The sequence below is a fragment of the Pedococcus sp. KACC 23699 genome (genome assembly GCF_045348425.1).
GTDB lineage: Bacteria > Actinomycetota > Actinomycetes > Actinomycetales > Dermatophilaceae > Pedococcus.
The window spans coordinates 2,395,200-2,409,746 of record NZ_CP157483.1 but is presented as its reverse complement, the minus strand read 5'-3'; the positions used below and the strand labels follow the sequence as shown (position 1 = coordinate 2,409,746).

The following is a 14,547-nucleotide window of genomic DNA, read 5'->3' as shown; positions in this document are numbered from 1 at the left end:
GGCTGTCACTTCCCCTCGGCGGGCTTGTCGCCCGCCTGCTCGTCGGCGGCGTTGGAGGGCGTGTCGGTGGACGAGTGCCGTCCCGGCGCGAGGTCGGCAGGGTGGCCGGCGCCGTCCGCGGTGTCCGCGGTGCGGCTGGCGTGCTTGCCGTTCGGTGCCGTCCAGTTGTGGTCCTTGGCGACCTTGAGGCCCTCGAGCGAGGACGGGCCTGCGCCCACACCCTCGTCGGCGAGGCCGTCGTGGAACCCCGCGAGCACGCGCGAGACCTGCTTGAAGCTGCAGACCCTGGCCGGACCGCGGGTGGGAGCGACGTCCTTGCCGGAGCGCAGGTCGTCGACGAGCTGCTTGGTCGACTCGGGCGTCTGGTTGTCGAAGAACTCCCAGTTGGCCATGACCACGGGCGCGTAGTCGCACGCCGCGTTGCACTCGACGCGCTCGAGGGTGATCTTGCCGTCGGCCGTCGTCTCGTCGTGGCCCATGCCGAGGTGCTCGGAGACCTCGTCCCAGATCTGGTCGCCGCCCATGATCGCGCAGAGCGTGTTGGTGCAGACGCCGACGGTGAACTCACCGTTGGGGTGGCGCTTGTACTGCGTGTAGAAGGTCGCGACGCCCGACACCTCGGCGGTGGTCAGGTCCAGGACCTCGGCGCAGAAGTCGATCCCGCGACCGGTGACGTAGCCGTCGACGCTCTGCACGAGGTGCAGCAGCGGCAGCAGCGCCGAACGCGCCTGCGGGTAGCGGGCCACGACCTGCGCCGCGTCGACGTGCAGCTGGGCGAGCACGTCGTCGGCGTAGGGCTCCTTGGACTCGGCCGCCACCGTCAGGTGTCCGGCCGCCGTCTGCAGTCCGTAGTGCTCCATCAGCGGTCCACGCCTCCCATGACGGGGTCGATCGAGGCAACGGCGACGATGACGTCGGCGATCTGGCTGCCCTCGCACATCGCAGCCGTGGCCTGCAGGTTGTTGAAGGACGGGTCGCGGAAGTGCGCGCGGTAGGGGCGCGTCCCGCCGTCGGACACCACGTGGCAGCCGAGCTCGCCCTTGGGGCTCTCCACGGCGGCATACGCCTGGCCGGGCGGGACCCGGAAGCCCTCAGTGACCAGCTTGAAGTGGTGGATGAGCGACTCCATGGAGGTGCCCATGATCTCGCGGATGTGGTCGAGGCTGTTGCCCATGCCGTCGCCGCCGATGGCCAGCTGCGCCGGCCAGGCGATCTTCTTGTCGGCGACCATGACCGGGCCGGGGTTCGACTGCAGGCGGTCGATGGCCTGCTCGGCGATCTTGAGCGACTCGTACATCTCGTCGATGCGGATCCGCAGGCGGGAGTAGGCGTCGGCCTCGGTGCGCGTGATGACCTCGAAGTCGTAGGTCTCGTAGCCGCAGTAGGGGTCGAGCTTGCGCAGGTCGTGCGGCAGCCCGGTCGAGCGCAGCACCGGGCCGGTGATGCCCAGGGCCATGCAGCCCGACAGGTCGAGGTAGCCGACGTCGACCGTGCGGCCCTTGAGGATGGGGTTCTCGTTGAGGAGGAGCTCGAGCTCGCCGAGTCCCTTGCGCACCAACGGGATGGTGTCGCGCACCTTGTCGATGGCGCCCGGGGGCAGGTCCTGGGCGACACCCCCGGGGCGGATGAACGCGTTGTTCATCCGCAGGCCCGTGACCATCTCGAAGATGGCCAGGATGCGCTCGCGCTCACGGAAGCCGACCGTCATGACGGTGGTCGCGCCCATCTCCATGCCACCGGTCGCGAGGGCGACGAGGTGGGAGGTGATGCGGTTGAGCTCCATCAGGAGGACACGGATCGTGTTGGCGCGCTCCGGGATCTGGTCGGTGATGCCGAGCAGCTTCTCGACGGACAGGCAGTACACGGCCTCGTTGAAGAACGGGGTGAGGTAGTCCATGCGGGTGCAGAACGTCACGCCCTGGGTCCAGGTGCGGAACTCCATGTTCTTCTCGATGCCGGTGTGCAGGTAGCCGATTCCCGCGCGGGTCTCGGTCACCGTCTCGCCGTCGAGCTCGAGGATGAGGCGGAGCACGCCGTGCGTCGACGGGTGCTGCGGACCCATGTTGACGACGATCCGCTCCTCGTGGAGGGCAGCGGCCTCGTCGACGAGCTGGTCCCAGTCGCCGCCGGTGGCGTTGAAGATGTGCGCGCCCTCGGCGGCGGCCGTGTCGGCGCCGGAGGTTGCGTAGATGTCGGTGGTGTCGGTGCTCATCAGTTGTAAGACCTCCGCTGGTCCGGCGGCGGGACCGTGGCCCCCTTGTACTCGACGGGGATGCCGCCGAGGGGGTAGTCCTTGCGCTGGGGGTGGCCCGGCCAGTCGTCGGGCATGAGGATCCGGGTCAGCGCGGGGTGCCCGTCGAACTGGATCCCGAACATGTCCCACGTCTCGCGCTCGTGCCAGTCGTTCGCCGGGTAGATCTCGACGATCGACGGGATGTGCGGGTCTGCGTCGGGTGCGGTGACCTCGACGCGGACGCGGCGTCCGCCGTGGGTGATCGACAGGAAGTGGTAGACCGCGTGGAGCTCGCGGCCCTCCTCCTGCGGGTAGTGGACACCGGAGACACCGGTGCACATCTCGAAGCGCAGCGCCGCGTCGTCGCGCAGCGCGCGGGCCACGGCACGCAGGTGCTCGCGGCGCACGAAGAAGGTCATCTCGCCGCGGTCGACGACCACGCGCTCGATCGCCTCGGAGTAGGAGGCGGAGCCGCCCACGAGGGTCTTCTCGAGGCGGTCGGCGATCTCGTCGTAGTAGCTGCCGTAGGGGCGGACCGCGGCGGCGGGGAACAGGATCGGGCTGACCATGCCGCCGTACCCGGTGGTGTCACCGGTGTCCCGGGCGCCGAACATGCCGTGGCGCTCGCCCACCTGCACGGGCTCGGGCGTGGTGCCCGGAGCTGCGGGGAGCCGGTCGCCGCTCTCGCGGTCGACGACGGCGCCGGCCTCGGCGCCGACGGTGGCACCGGCGACGACGGGGGCGGGCTGGTCGGGCCCGGCGCCCTTGTCGGCTGCGGCGTCAGCGGCCTTGTTGCCGAGGACGTCGCTGTTGGCGGTCGCCTTGGCGGGGTCCTTGGCGGGGTCCTTGGCGCCGTCCTTCTTCGTGGCCTTCTTGTCGCTCACGCGACACCTCCGTGCGCGCTGCGCTCCTGACCGTGCTGCTGGTCGATGCCGTGGCTGTGCGAGTGGCTGTGCGAGTGACCGGCAGCGGCGAGCGGCAGTGCCGTGCCCGCGCCCTGGGCCAGCAGGCCGGTCATCTGGTGCGTCGGCGTCGCGGACAGCGCAGCTGCCTCGGCGGCACGCGCCGCGGCGACGCGGTTGACGCCGAGCTTGCTGTTCTGGATCTGCTCGTGGAGCGTGAGGATCGCGTTGAGCAGCATCTCGGGACGGGGCGGGCAGCCCGGCAGGTAGACGTCGACCGGGATGATGTGGTCGACCCCCTGCACGATGGCGTAGTTGTTGAACATGCCGCCGGAGCTGGCGCAGACACCCATCGAGATGACCCACTTGGGCTCGGGCATCTGGTCGTAGACCTGGCGCACGACGGGGGCCATCTTCTGGCTCACGCGGCCGGCGACGATCATCAGGTCGGCCTGGCGCGGCGTGGCGGAGAACCGCTCCATGCCGAAGCGCGCGATGTCGTAGTCAGGCGTGCCGACGGCCATCATCTCGATGGCGCAGCAGGCCAGGCCGAACGTCGCGGGCCAGACCGAGCTCTTGCGCATGTAGCCCGCGACCTGCTCGACCGTGCTGAGCAGGAAGCCTGCGGGCAGCTTCTCTTCGATTCCCATTGCTTGTCCTAGTCCTCGTCAGTCCCACTCGAGGCCGCCGCGGCGCCACACGTATGCGTAGGCCACGAAGACGGTCAGGATGAACAGCACCATCTCGACGAGTGCGAAGAGACCGAGCTGGTTGAACGCGACGGCGAACGGGTAGAGGAACACCGATTCGATGTCGAAGATGATGAAGAGCATCGCGGTCAGGTAGTACTTGATCGGCACCCGCCCACCGCCAGCGGCCTGGGGCGTCGGCTCGATCCCGCACTCGTAGGCGTCGAGCTTGGCCCGGTTGTAGCGCTTGGGCCCCGAGATCGCCGCGGCGAAGACCGAGAAGACGGCGAAGCCGCCACCGATCGCCAGCAGGAAAAGCAGGGGGACGTAGGGGTTGCTCATCGCCGTGCCACTCCCCTTCCGAAGTCATCATTGAAGTCTGGTGTGAAGCCTGCTGCGAGGTCACGGCCTGCGCCGGGGGCGGCGGCCGTGCGGGACGTGCAGGCGGGCCGCGACGTCCGCCGCCCAATCCTAGGGGTGCCCTCGGAGATCGCACGACGGGTCATGCGTCGGGCGCCATCTTCGACAATGCGGTGATGAGGCGGTCGCTGGCGTCGCCCCCACGCGGCTCGGCCAGGTTGGCCATCACCTTGAGCAGGAACTTCATCAGCGTGGTGCGCGGGAGCCCGTACTTCGTGGCCAGGCGCATGATCTCGGGGTTGCCGATCATCTTGGCGAAGTAGCGACCGAGCGTGTAGTAGCCGCCGAGGGAGTCGGCCATGACTCCGGGGTAGGACTGCAGGACCCGCTCGCGCTGCGCGTCGTCGCTGCGGGCGAACGCCTGCGCGATGACCTCGGCGGCGAGGCGCCCGGACTCCATGGCGTAGGCAATGCCCTCGCCGTTGAACGGGTTGACCATGCCACCGGCGTCCCCGACGAGGAGCAGGCCCTTGTCGTAGTGCGGCTGGCGGTTGAAGCCCATGGGGAGCGCAGCGCCGCGGATCGGGCCGACCATGGTTTCGTCGGAGTACGTCCACTCCTGCGGCATGGTGGCGACCCAGCGGCGCATGACGTCCTTGTAGTCCGTCTTGCCGAAGGCGCTGGAGGTGTTGAGGATGCCGAGGCCGACGTTGGAGGTGCCGTCGCCGACCCCGAAGATCCAGCCGTAGCCGGGCAGGAGCACCTTCTTGCCGTTGGCGTCGGTCGACCACAGCTCGAGCCAGGACTCGAGGTAGTCGTCGTCGTGGCGGGGGCTCGTGTAGTAGGTGCGCACGGCGACGCCCATCGGGCGGTCCTCGCGCTTCTCCCGGCCCATGGCCAGGGACAGGCGCGAGGAGTTGCCGTCGGCGGCGACCACGAGGGGCGCCGTGTAACGCAGCTCGGGACCGGTTGCGCGCCCCTTCTCGTCGGTGGCCTTGGCCGTGACGCCGACGATCGAACCCTTGGAGTCCACGATCGGGCCGGTGACGTTGGTGCCCTCACGCAGCCGCGCACCGTGCTTGACGGCGTGCTTGGCGAGGATGTCGTCGAAGTCCTGTCGGGTGCGGACCAGCCCGTAGGGCGGGAAGCTCGCAAGGTCGGGCCACGGCAGGGACAGGCGCATGCCGCCGCCGATGATCCGCAGGCCGTGGTTCTTGATCCAGCCGTCCTCCTCGGGCGTGGGGATGCCGAGGGTGATGAGCTCCTTGACCGCGCGCGGGGTCAGGCCGTCGCCACAGACCTTCTCGCGGGGGAAGGTCGTCTTCTCCAGCAGGAGGACGTCCAGGCCGGCCATGGCCAGGTAGGCCGCCGTGGCGGAACCGGCCGGACCCGCTCCGACCACGATGACGTCGGCGGTCTCGGTGGGTGCGCCGGCGCTCGAACTGCCTCCGGCGACCTCGCTGATGGTGTGTGTCACGCCTGCCTCACCCGCTTGTGAACGACTTCACGAACTTCAAATGCGGAGTCTATTCCCGCTCTCCGCAGCACTCCCAGTAAGGCACCCCTAACCCGCAAAGGCACCTTGAACCATCGCGCCCAGGTGCACCCTCAGGCCGGCTTCACCGCTCGGTGCAGCGCGACGATGCCGCCGGTCAGGTTGCGCCAGCCGACCCGCGACCAGCCGGCCGCCGCGATCGTCGTCGCCAGCTCGCGCTGCGCCGGCCACGCCTGGATCGACTCGGCCAGGTAGACGTAGGACTCGGGGTTGCTGCTGACCTTGCGCGCCACCGGCGGCAGCGAGCGCATGAGGTACTCCGTGTAGACCTTGCGGAACGCCTTGTTGACCGGCTGGCTGAACTCGCAGACCACGAGCCGACCGCCCGGTCGGACCACCCGCAGGAACTCCCCGAGGGCGGCGTCGACGGAGGCGACGTTGCGCAGCCCGAACGACATCGTCACGGCGTCGAAGCTGTCGTCGGCGAACGGGAGCCTCATCGCGTCGGCGGCCGTGAACCCGAGATCGGGTCGACGGTGGTTGCCCACGCGCAGCATCCCGAGCGAGAAGTCGGCGGGCACGACGTTCACCCCGCCGTCGGCGAACGGCTCGCTGCTCGTCCCCGTGCCGGCGGCGATGTCGAGCACCGTCTCCCCAGGCTGCGCGGCCACGGCCTTGAGCACGGCCCGGCGCCACAGCCGGTCCTGCCCGAGGGACAGCACGTCGTTGGTCAGGTCGTACTTGCCGGCCACGTCGTCGAACATCGCGGCGACGTCACGGGGGTCCTTCTCCAGGCTGGCACGCGTCATGGCGCCATCCTCCCATCCGGCGGGGGGCAGGCGTCCCCGGCACCGGCGCCATACCCCGCGGCCTTAGGCTGTGCCCGACATGAGCACCCTGCCCACTCCCGCCGCGGCCGCCCGCCAGGGGACGCCGCTGGTCGCCCGCACCGTGGCGCTCACCGACCCGGGGAGCCTGCTCACGCTGCTGCCCGACCTCGGCGACCCCCGCGAGATCGCGAGCTGGGTCCGCCGCGGCGAGGGCCTCGTCGGCTGGGGCCGGGCCTTGGAGTTCACCGCCCACGGCACGGACAGGTTCGAGCTCGCCGAGCAGTGGTGGCGCGAGGTGGTCGCCAGGGCCGTCGTCCGCGACGACGTGGGCCTGCCCGGCACCGGACCGGTCACCTTCGGTTCCGTCGCGTATGCCGCCTCGTCACCCTCCGGGGCGACGCTCGTCGTGCCCGAGGTGGTCGTGGGTGCACGGGACGGCGTCTGGTGGGTCACCACCATCGGCTCGAGCGACGAGCTCCCCTCGCCCGTGCTGCCCCAGCAGTCCGCGCCCCCTGGACCGACCGGTGTCGCGTTCGCCGACGGCTCGCTGTCCTCCGCGCAGTGGGCGGTCGCCGTCCAGGAGGCGGTCAGCCGCATCACCGACGGCGCCCTCGACAAGGTGGTGCTGGCGCGTGACCTGCGCGTGACCGCGTCCGGGCCCATCGACGCCCGGTGGGTGCTGCAGCGGTTGGCCGACCGCTACGACACGACGTGGGTGTTCGCCGTCGACGGACTCGTCGGCGCCACACCGGAGATGCTGGTGCGGCTCGAGAAGGGCCTGGTCACCTCCCGTGTGCTCGCCGGCACCATCCGACGCACCGGCGACGACGAGCACGACCTGGCGCTCGCAGGATCGTTGGCCCGCTCGAGCAAGGACCTCGAGGAGCATGAGTACGCCGTGCGCTCGGTCGCCGACGCCTTGCGCCCGCACTGCTCCTCGGTCAACGTGCCCGAGTCGCCGTTCGTGCTGCACCTGTCCAACGTCATGCACCTCGCCACCGACGTGGCCGGGGTGCTCAAGGACGGCGCGACCTCGTTGACCCTGGCCGCGTCGCTCCACCCCTCCGCGGCGGTGTGCGGCACCCCCGCCGACGCCGCCGACGCCGTGATCTCCGAGCTCGAGCACATGGACCGCGGCCGCTACGCCGGCCCTGTCGGCTGGATGGACGCCTCGGGCGACGGCGAGTGGGGGATCGCGTTGCGGTGCGGTGCCTTCGACCCCGACGACGCCGCGTCAATGCGGTTGTTCGCCGGCTGCGGGATCGTCGCCGGCTCGGACCCGGACTCCGAGGTCGCCGAGTCCGACGCCAAGCTGGTGCCCATGCGCGACGCCCTCACGGCAGGGTGAGGGCGTGGACCAGCTCGGGCCGGGCGTGACCGCCGACGACCTCGTCCCCCGACCTGCCGACGTCGTCGTCTTCGACCTGGGCAACGTCCTGATCCAGTGGGACCCGGTGCCGGCCATCGCCGCGGTCGTCGGGCGGCAGCGGGCAGCAGCGTTCGTGGCCGACCCCGACTTCGACTTCGCGGCCTGGAACCACGCGAACGACGCCGGGCGCACCCTCGACGAGGCGGAGCAGACGGCCCTGGCCTCGCACCCGCACTACGCCGAGGAGGTCCTCGCCTACCGCCAGCACTTCGGCGCCTCCCTCGTCGGGGAGATCGAGGGCACCGTGGCCATCCTGCAGGAGCTGGCCGCCGCGCAGGTCCCGTTGTTCGCCCTGACCAACTGGTCGGCAGACCTGTTCCCCGTGGCGGTGGAGCGGTTCGAGTTCCTCGAGCTGTTCGAGGACATCATCGTCTCCGGCGAGGAGGGCGTGGCCAAGCCCGACCCGGAGATCTTCGAGGTGCTGGAGGAGCGCGTCCGCCACCGGGCCGGCCTGGACGACTGCATCTTCATCGACGACAGCCCCGCCAACGTGCTGGCCGCCGCCCAGACCGGCCTCGACGCGATCCACTTCACGGGTCCGGACCACCTGCGCGAGGACCTCATCGCCCGGGGTATGCCGCTGCGTCACCTGCCCTGAGGCCTCACCCTCGGGCCGCGTCACCGTTCCTGACGGCGGCTCTCCTGATGGCGTCTCGGGCCACCGAGCGCAGGGCGTCGCGCTGGGCCCGGTGAGCGGCACGGTCCAAGGGGACCTCCAGGACCCGCAGGCCCGAGGGGGCCGTGGCCACGGCCTCGACGAGCTCGGCCCGCGAGGAGACCAGCTGATGAGCGACGTGGTGGGCGGCACACAACGCGCCGAGGTCCACCCCGGTCGGGGTGCCGAAGATGCGCTCGAAGTCGGCCGACCGCTCCGGCTCCCCGGGCTCGAGCAGGCTGAAGATGCCGCCACCGTCGTCGTTCGTCACGACGATCGTCAGGTCGGGACGGCGTTCGAGCGGACCGACGAGCAGGCCGTTGGCGTCGTGGAGGAAGGTCAGGTCACCCAACAGCGCGTACGTCGGGTCCGTGCCTGCCAGGGCCAGGCCGGCCGCCGTGGAGACGCAGCCGTCGATGCCGGCGAGCCCGCGGCTGGCCACCACCCGCAGCGCCTCGGCGCGGGGGGCGGTGACGTCGACGTCGCGGACCGAGTTGGACGACCCCAGGAAGAGCGTCGAGCCCGGGGGCAGGCTGTCCACCACGGTCTCGGCGACGGCCGGGCCGCTGGGCCATGGCCGGGAGTGACCCGGCTCGTCCGCGAGCGCAGCGGCGATCCGGGCTCCGGCAGCCTGCCAGGCCTGTGACCACTGCCGGTCCTCCTCGTCGGGGGTGCTCCCGTTCGGTGCGGGCGCGTCGAGGACCGCGACCGGGTGCACGTCCTGGATGTCGGGGCGCGACTCGATCCAGCCGTGGGTCCCCACCGCCTCGACACGCACGCCGGGGCGGCGCAACAGCGCTGCGACAGGACGCGAGAGCGTCAGCCGTCCGACGGCGATCACGCGGTCCGGGGCGTGCTCGTCCAGCCAGTCGGGGTCGGACAGCACCAACGGCCCGTGCGGCAGGACATCGAAGCGGGGATGACTGCCGAACGGCTCGGCCACGACGGGCCACCCCCGGGTGGTCGCCCAGCGGACGGCCCGGTCGAACTGGTCGGGCTCGGGCAGGTCGCCCACCACGACCACGGTCCGCGCGACGTCCTCGACGCCCGCGCTCGACGCGGTGGTGGCAGAGCCCGCGGTCGCCTGGCCGGGGGTCGCCCGGCTGGGATGCGTGGTTGCGTGTCCCGGGATCGCGGTCGTCTGGGTCGGGACGACGGCGTCGAGCGGTTCGAGCCACGGCTCCCCGGCGGTGGGGACCAGGGGTTCGCGCAGCTGCACGTTGACGTGGACCGGCCCCGGCTCGGCGCGCTCGCCCGCGCCCGCACCGGTGGCGTGACGGACCGCCTCGGTGGCGAGCGCACGCCAGCGGGCCACCTCCCCGGCCTGCCGCTGCGGGGCCGCGGCGTCCACGGACCACTGGACGACGTCGCCGAACATGCCGGGTTGGATGGTGGTCTGGTTGGCCCCGGTGCCCCGCAGCTCCAGTGGCCGGTCCGCCGAGAGCACGATGAGCGGCACGACGCCGTGGTGCGCCTCGAGGACTGCCGGGTGGAGGTTGGCCACGGCCGTCCCCGAGGTCGTGACGACGACCGCGGGCACCCGCGTCAGCTTGGCCAGCCCGAGCGCGAGGAACCCGGCAGACCGTTCGTCGACCCGCACGTGCAGGGTGAGGCGACCGGCGCCCTCGGCAGCCTGCGCGGCATACGCGAGGGGGGCCGAACGCGACCCGGGGCACAGCACCACGTGCCGCACGCCCGCCCGGACCAGCTCGTCGACGAGGACGGTGGCGAAGGCGGTCGACGGGTTCACGGGTCGGATTGTGCCATCAGGGCTCAGCCACGACGCGGGCGATGCGGTAGTCACGGACGACGACGTTCGACGCCTCACCGGGCCCCGCGAAGAACGCACGACTGCCAGCTCGCCACGCGGCCACCGACGGGTCGTCCGAGGCGTCGACCGCTGCAGCGGTCTCGACGTAGAGGTCCGACCGGTGGGCTGCTCTGGCACGGTCCACGGTGTGCGTCGCCCCGTCCGTTGCCCGGTCCGTCGCCCCGTCGAGGTCGCGGGTGACGGTGACCCAGCCGGCCCGGTCGGGGTTGGGCCGACCCTCCAGCCGCGGCACCGGGTCCTGACGGTGCTCGACGGCCAGCACCTGCACGTTGTCCGGCACCGGCACCTTGCCGATCGGCGACCCCAGGGCCACCACGTGGGTGACCCGGTGGGCCGAGCGGAACTCCGCCGACGACGCCAACCCCGCGGCCACGATGCCCCCGAGGCTGTGGCCCGACAGGAGCACGGGCTCGCTGCGCACATCCCTCCCGGGCGGCGAGGTGGCCGCTGCCCGCGCCTGCGCGGCCGACAGCGCCTGCTGCACGCCGGCGGCGAGCAGGGTCGACTCGCCGGCCATCGACCGGACGTCGGTGGTGAGGTCGAAGGGGTTGGAGCCGGCCCGCGGGTCCCACACCTGGGTGCCGCTGATCTCCACGACCCAGGCCGACCCGTGGTCGGCCCTGACCTCCACCACCCGCACCCGAGCGTCATCGGGCAGCGTCGCCTGGTCTCGGGCGAGGTCGGCCAGACCTGCGGGGGCGCGCAGGCCAGCACCGGGTGCCCCGGTGCCATCGTCCGCCGACGGCAGTGGACCCTTCGCTGCCCCGGTGCCGTCCTCCGCCGACGGAACGCCCCCCTGAGCGACCTCGGCGGACTCGCCGACCTGAGCCACCTCGGCCACCTCGGTGACCTCGGTGACCTCGGTGACCTCGGCGACCTGGACGCTGCCGGTGTCGCGGAGCAGCCCGCCTGCGGCTGCCGAGTCGGCGAGCACCCGGATGGCCGCCTGGTCCGGATCTGGCGGGACACGGACCTCTCCTGGCCGCGACGAGGCGCCGCTGTCGACCTGGTTCTGCGCTGCCACGAACGGCGGCGACACGAACGGTGCGGTGACCGGGTTGGTGCGCAGCCCCAGGACCAGGCCGCCCGCACCCCCGCCGAGGTCGGCGAGCTCTGGCACCTCCCAGACCGCCCGGTCCACCAGCGTCCCGACGTCGACCCCGAGGGCGTCGAGGACGACCACCCCGACGACCAGCGTCGGGGCCGCGTGACCGGCCACCGCCATGACGACGTCCTGGGTCAGGGCCGCTGTGCGGACCACCTCGTCCTCGACCTCGCGGTAGGCCCAGGCCGCCGCTCGCACGGAGCCGGCGACTCCGGCCAGGGCCGCCGCCTCCGTGGCCACGACCTGTGCTGCTAGGGCGAGCTCGGATTCGGCCCGCAGGGCGGTCACCGGGCTCAGCGGTGCCGAGACGCTCGTCTGCGCCGTGGCTGCCGCCAGGCCGATCACCACCTCGCCCAGCACGGCGGCACCGTCGACGAGCTGCCCCGCAGCGACGACGAGCTCGTCGAAGCCGACCGCGGTGCCGCCCACTCCGCCGCGCACCTCGATCCCGGGCCCCGTCGTCATCGACCGCCCCTGCGCCCGGGCAGCTCACCCGCGATAGCCCTCAGCGCCTCCCGCGCCCGGTCCAGAGCGAGCGCGTGCGCCTCGAGCGCCTCGGCCGCCCGGTCGAGCCCGCCGACCGCTCGACCCAGCGCGCCCACCCGGTCGGTGACGACCTCCCTGAACCTCGTCGCCGCCACCGACCGCCAACCCACGCCCCTCGTGGCGCCGACCCTGGCCGCCACGTGGCGCACGCGTTCACCGTCGTGGCGCACCTGCCGGGCCACGGCCCGCACGTCCTCGCTGCTCCCCACCATGGGTCCACCGTGCCGTCGGCGGCCCCTGCCGCCCACCCTCCCGGGACACCGCTGTGGACGGACCGCTTGCAGCGAGCCCGGTGTGGACGGCCGGGCTCAGAACCGCGTGCCGACCAGCGACTCGGTCATGGCCCGACCTCCGCGTCCGGGTCGAGGCCGGCCAGCTCGACGAGGAACAGCGCCTGGGCCAACGCCGTCCGGCGCAGCTCGTCCGGGTGCACGCTCTCGTCGGGTCCGTGGATCCGGGACGCGGGCTCCTCGACCCCGAGCAGCATCACCTCGGCGTCGGGGACGATCTCGGCCAACGCGGTAGCCAGGGGGATGGAGCCACCCTGCCCGGCGGTCACCACCTCCCGGCCGAACGCCCGCTCCATCGCCCGTGACATCGCCGCGTACCCGGGACCGTCGGTGCGGGCGCGGAACCCCTGCCCCAGCGAGACCGGCCGGATCTCGACCTGCCCGTATGGCGCGTGGCGGCGCAGGTGGGCGACGAGCAGCTCCTGCGCGGCCTTCGGGTCCGTGCCCGCAGGCACCCGGAGGTTCACCACGGCGCGGGCCTCCCCCTGCACCGCGGCCGTCACCTGCGACACCGGCGGGCAGTCGATGGCCAGCACCGTGGCCGCAGGTCGGGCCCACAGCCTGTCGGCGACCCCGGCACCGCCGCGGCCACCGGCCAGGGGCGCGACCCCCGGCACCACCGCGGCGTCCCGAGCGAACCGTTCCTCGTCGAACTCCGCCCCGTCCCAGGTGCCCTCGTGGTCGAGTCCGTCGATCGTCGTCTCACCGTCGGCGTCCCGCAACGAGGCCAGCGCCGTCAGCAGGGACTGGAGCGCATCCGGGGCGGCGCCGCCGTACATCCCGGAGTGCGCGGGGTGGGCCATCGTCCGCACCGTCACGAGCACGCTGCCGGTTCCGCGAAGCGACGTCGTCAGGGTGGGCACGCCGAGCTCGACGTTACCGGTGTCAGCGAGGACGAACGCGTCGCACCGCACCAGCTCAGGGCGCTCGCGGGCGAGAGCCTCCATCCCACCGCTGGACTGCTCCTCCGAGCCCTCGCAGACGACCGCGACCTCGAGGGGCCACTCCCCCAGCACCGACCGGACGGCCCGCAGCGCGAGCAGGGTGGCGACGAGGTTGCCCTTGCAGTCGGCGGCGCCACGGCCGAACCACCGCCCCTGCCGTTCGGTCAGCTCCCACGGCGGCGTGGACCAGGCGTCGTGGTCGCCCGCCGGGACGACGTCGTGGTGGGAGTAGAGGAGCACGCACGGCCGGTCCGCCGGGCCAGTCGAGCGCCCCACCACGGCGATCGAGCCGTCCGGCGCCTCGATCTGCTCGACACCGTCGACCCCTGCCTCGGCGAGGAGCGAAGCCACGAGCGCGGCCGAGGCCGCGCACTCCGACGCCGGTTCGATCGCGGGGTTGGCGACCGAGCGCAGCGCGACGAGGCGCGCGAGGTCGTCGCGGCCACGCGCCATACCGGTCTCGACGGCGGCCGCGAGGCGGTCGGCGAGGGACGCGCTCACGGGACCAGGTCGTCGAGGTAGAGCGGGAGCATCTCCCACCACGTTGGCCAGTCGTGCATGTAGCCAGGGCCCCAGTCGTCGACGCGGTTGGGAATTCCCTTGTCCCCCAACACCTTCGCGACCGCGAATGATTCGCCGACGTCCTCGTAGTCGCCGCTGCCGGACGCCATCAGGATGAACCGGTGCCGCAGCGTCTCGAGGGCATCGCCCTCCAGGCCGGGCACGAACTGCAGCGGCGAGGAGAAGTAGAGGTCGTCGGTGCTGGGGCCGCCGATGAACTGCTCGATGGCATACGTGCCGCTCATGCCGATGGCCGCGCTGAACAGGTGCGGGTAGCGGCAGACCATGGCCACCGCGTTGAACGCCCCGATCGACGCGCCCGCGGTGACGATCGGCTGGGGGCCGTTGCTGTCCGCGTGGATCGCCGGGACGACCTCCTCGGCGACGGCCCGGTGGTAGGCGTTGAACAGCCACATGCGGTACTCGGTCGAGCCGACCTTCTGCGCCATCGCCCGACCGGCGGCGCTGTCGCACGAGTAGACCTTGATGCGCCCCGCCTCGATCATCGGCGCCAGGTGACCGACGAGCTGGTTGCGTTCGACCTCCTCGGCGTCACCGCCTGCGGTCGGGAACAGCAGGACGGGCACGCCGTAGTGCCCCCAGCGGACCAGGGTCAGCTCCTGCTCCATCCGGTCGGACCACCAACGCTCGGTGACCTTCACGTGTGCCTCCTCCTG

The 14,547-nt window shown here is 72.1% G+C and carries 13 protein-coding genes and 1 pseudogene; 2 read left to right on the top strand and 12 right to left on the bottom strand.

Features of this window, described 5'->3' with window-relative positions:
• Positions 1-5 precede the first annotated feature (5 nt).
• The 7 genes and pseudogenes from nuoE to ABEG17_RS11310 form a co-directional block, all read right to left on the bottom strand.
• Positions 6-860, bottom strand: coding sequence for an NADH-quinone oxidoreductase subunit NuoE (nuoE, locus tag ABEG17_RS11340; RefSeq protein ID WP_406829585.1), 855 nt, complete (start codon positions 858-860; stop codon positions 6-8).
• Positions 860-2,212, bottom strand: a complete 1,353-nt coding sequence (locus ABEG17_RS11335) for an NADH-quinone oxidoreductase subunit D (protein ID WP_406829584.1) — start codon at positions 2,210-2,212, stop codon at positions 860-862. Before ABEG17_RS11335 ends, nuoE begins: the two co-directional genes overlap by 1 nt.
• Complete coding sequence (locus tag ABEG17_RS11330; protein ID WP_406829583.1) at positions 2,212-3,117, bottom strand: NADH-quinone oxidoreductase subunit C; 906 nt, start codon at positions 3,115-3,117, stop codon at positions 2,212-2,214. The genes ABEG17_RS11335 and ABEG17_RS11330 overlap by 1 nt, the downstream gene beginning before the upstream one ends.
• Before the next feature lie 116 nt (positions 3,118-3,233).
• Positions 3,234-3,785: pseudogene (locus ABEG17_RS11325) on the bottom strand (NuoB/complex I 20 kDa subunit family protein); the annotation flags it as partial.
• A gap of 18 nt (positions 3,786-3,803) precedes the next feature.
• A complete protein-coding gene (locus ABEG17_RS11320; protein ID WP_406829582.1) occupies positions 3,804-4,166 on the bottom strand; it encodes an NADH-quinone oxidoreductase subunit A in 363 nt (120 codons plus the stop codon).
• 160 nt (positions 4,167-4,326) lie between these two features.
• Positions 4,327-5,661 (bottom strand): geranylgeranyl reductase family protein, encoded by a 1,335-nt coding sequence (locus tag ABEG17_RS11315; RefSeq protein WP_406829581.1) that lies wholly within the window; start codon positions 5,659-5,661, stop codon positions 4,327-4,329.
• Between the two features lie 131 nt (positions 5,662-5,792).
• On the bottom strand, positions 5,793-6,488 hold the full coding sequence (locus ABEG17_RS11310) for a demethylmenaquinone methyltransferase (RefSeq protein ID WP_406829579.1): 696 nt from the start codon (positions 6,486-6,488) through the stop codon (positions 5,793-5,795).
• 79 nt (positions 6,489-6,567) lie between these two features.
• Between ABEG17_RS11310 and ABEG17_RS11305 the strand changes: the two genes are divergently transcribed.
• Positions 6,568-7,857, top strand: coding sequence for an isochorismate synthase MenF (locus tag ABEG17_RS11305; RefSeq protein WP_406829578.1), 1,290 nt, complete (start codon positions 6,568-6,570; stop codon positions 7,855-7,857).
• Positions 7,858-7,861: 4 nt separating this feature from the next.
• Positions 7,862-8,536: an HAD family hydrolase gene (locus ABEG17_RS11300; protein WP_406829577.1), complete on the top strand. Its 675-nt coding sequence runs from the start codon at positions 7,862-7,864 to the stop codon at positions 8,534-8,536.
• A 4-nt stretch (positions 8,537-8,540) separates the two neighbouring features.
• Here ABEG17_RS11300 and menD read toward each other — a convergent pair whose 3' ends face one another.
• From menD to ABEG17_RS11275, 5 genes are all read right to left on the bottom strand, one after another.
• On the bottom strand, positions 8,541-10,343 hold the full coding sequence (gene menD, locus ABEG17_RS11295) for a 2-succinyl-5-enolpyruvyl-6-hydroxy-3-cyclohexene-1-carboxylic-acid synthase (protein ID WP_406829576.1): 1,803 nt from the start codon (positions 10,341-10,343) through the stop codon (positions 8,541-8,543).
• 16 nt (positions 10,344-10,359) lie between these two features.
• Entirely contained in the window at positions 10,360-11,994 is a 1,635-nt protein-coding gene (locus tag ABEG17_RS11290; protein ID WP_406829574.1) for a hypothetical protein, read from the bottom strand.
• Entirely contained in the window at positions 11,991-12,287 is a 297-nt protein-coding gene (locus ABEG17_RS11285) for a hypothetical protein (RefSeq protein WP_406829572.1), read from the bottom strand. The genes ABEG17_RS11290 and ABEG17_RS11285 overlap by 4 nt, the downstream gene beginning before the upstream one ends.
• A gap of 125 nt (positions 12,288-12,412) precedes the next feature.
• On the bottom strand, positions 12,413-13,810 hold the full coding sequence (locus ABEG17_RS11280) for a M20/M25/M40 family metallo-hydrolase (protein WP_406829571.1): 1,398 nt from the start codon (positions 13,808-13,810) through the stop codon (positions 12,413-12,415).
• The gene (locus tag ABEG17_RS11275) at positions 13,807-14,532 is read right to left on the bottom strand and encodes an esterase family protein (RefSeq protein ID WP_406829570.1); all 726 of its coding nucleotides are present in this window, start codon (positions 14,530-14,532) and stop codon (positions 13,807-13,809) included. Before ABEG17_RS11275 ends, ABEG17_RS11280 begins: the two co-directional genes overlap by 4 nt.
• Positions 14,533-14,547: the final 15 nt, after the last annotated feature.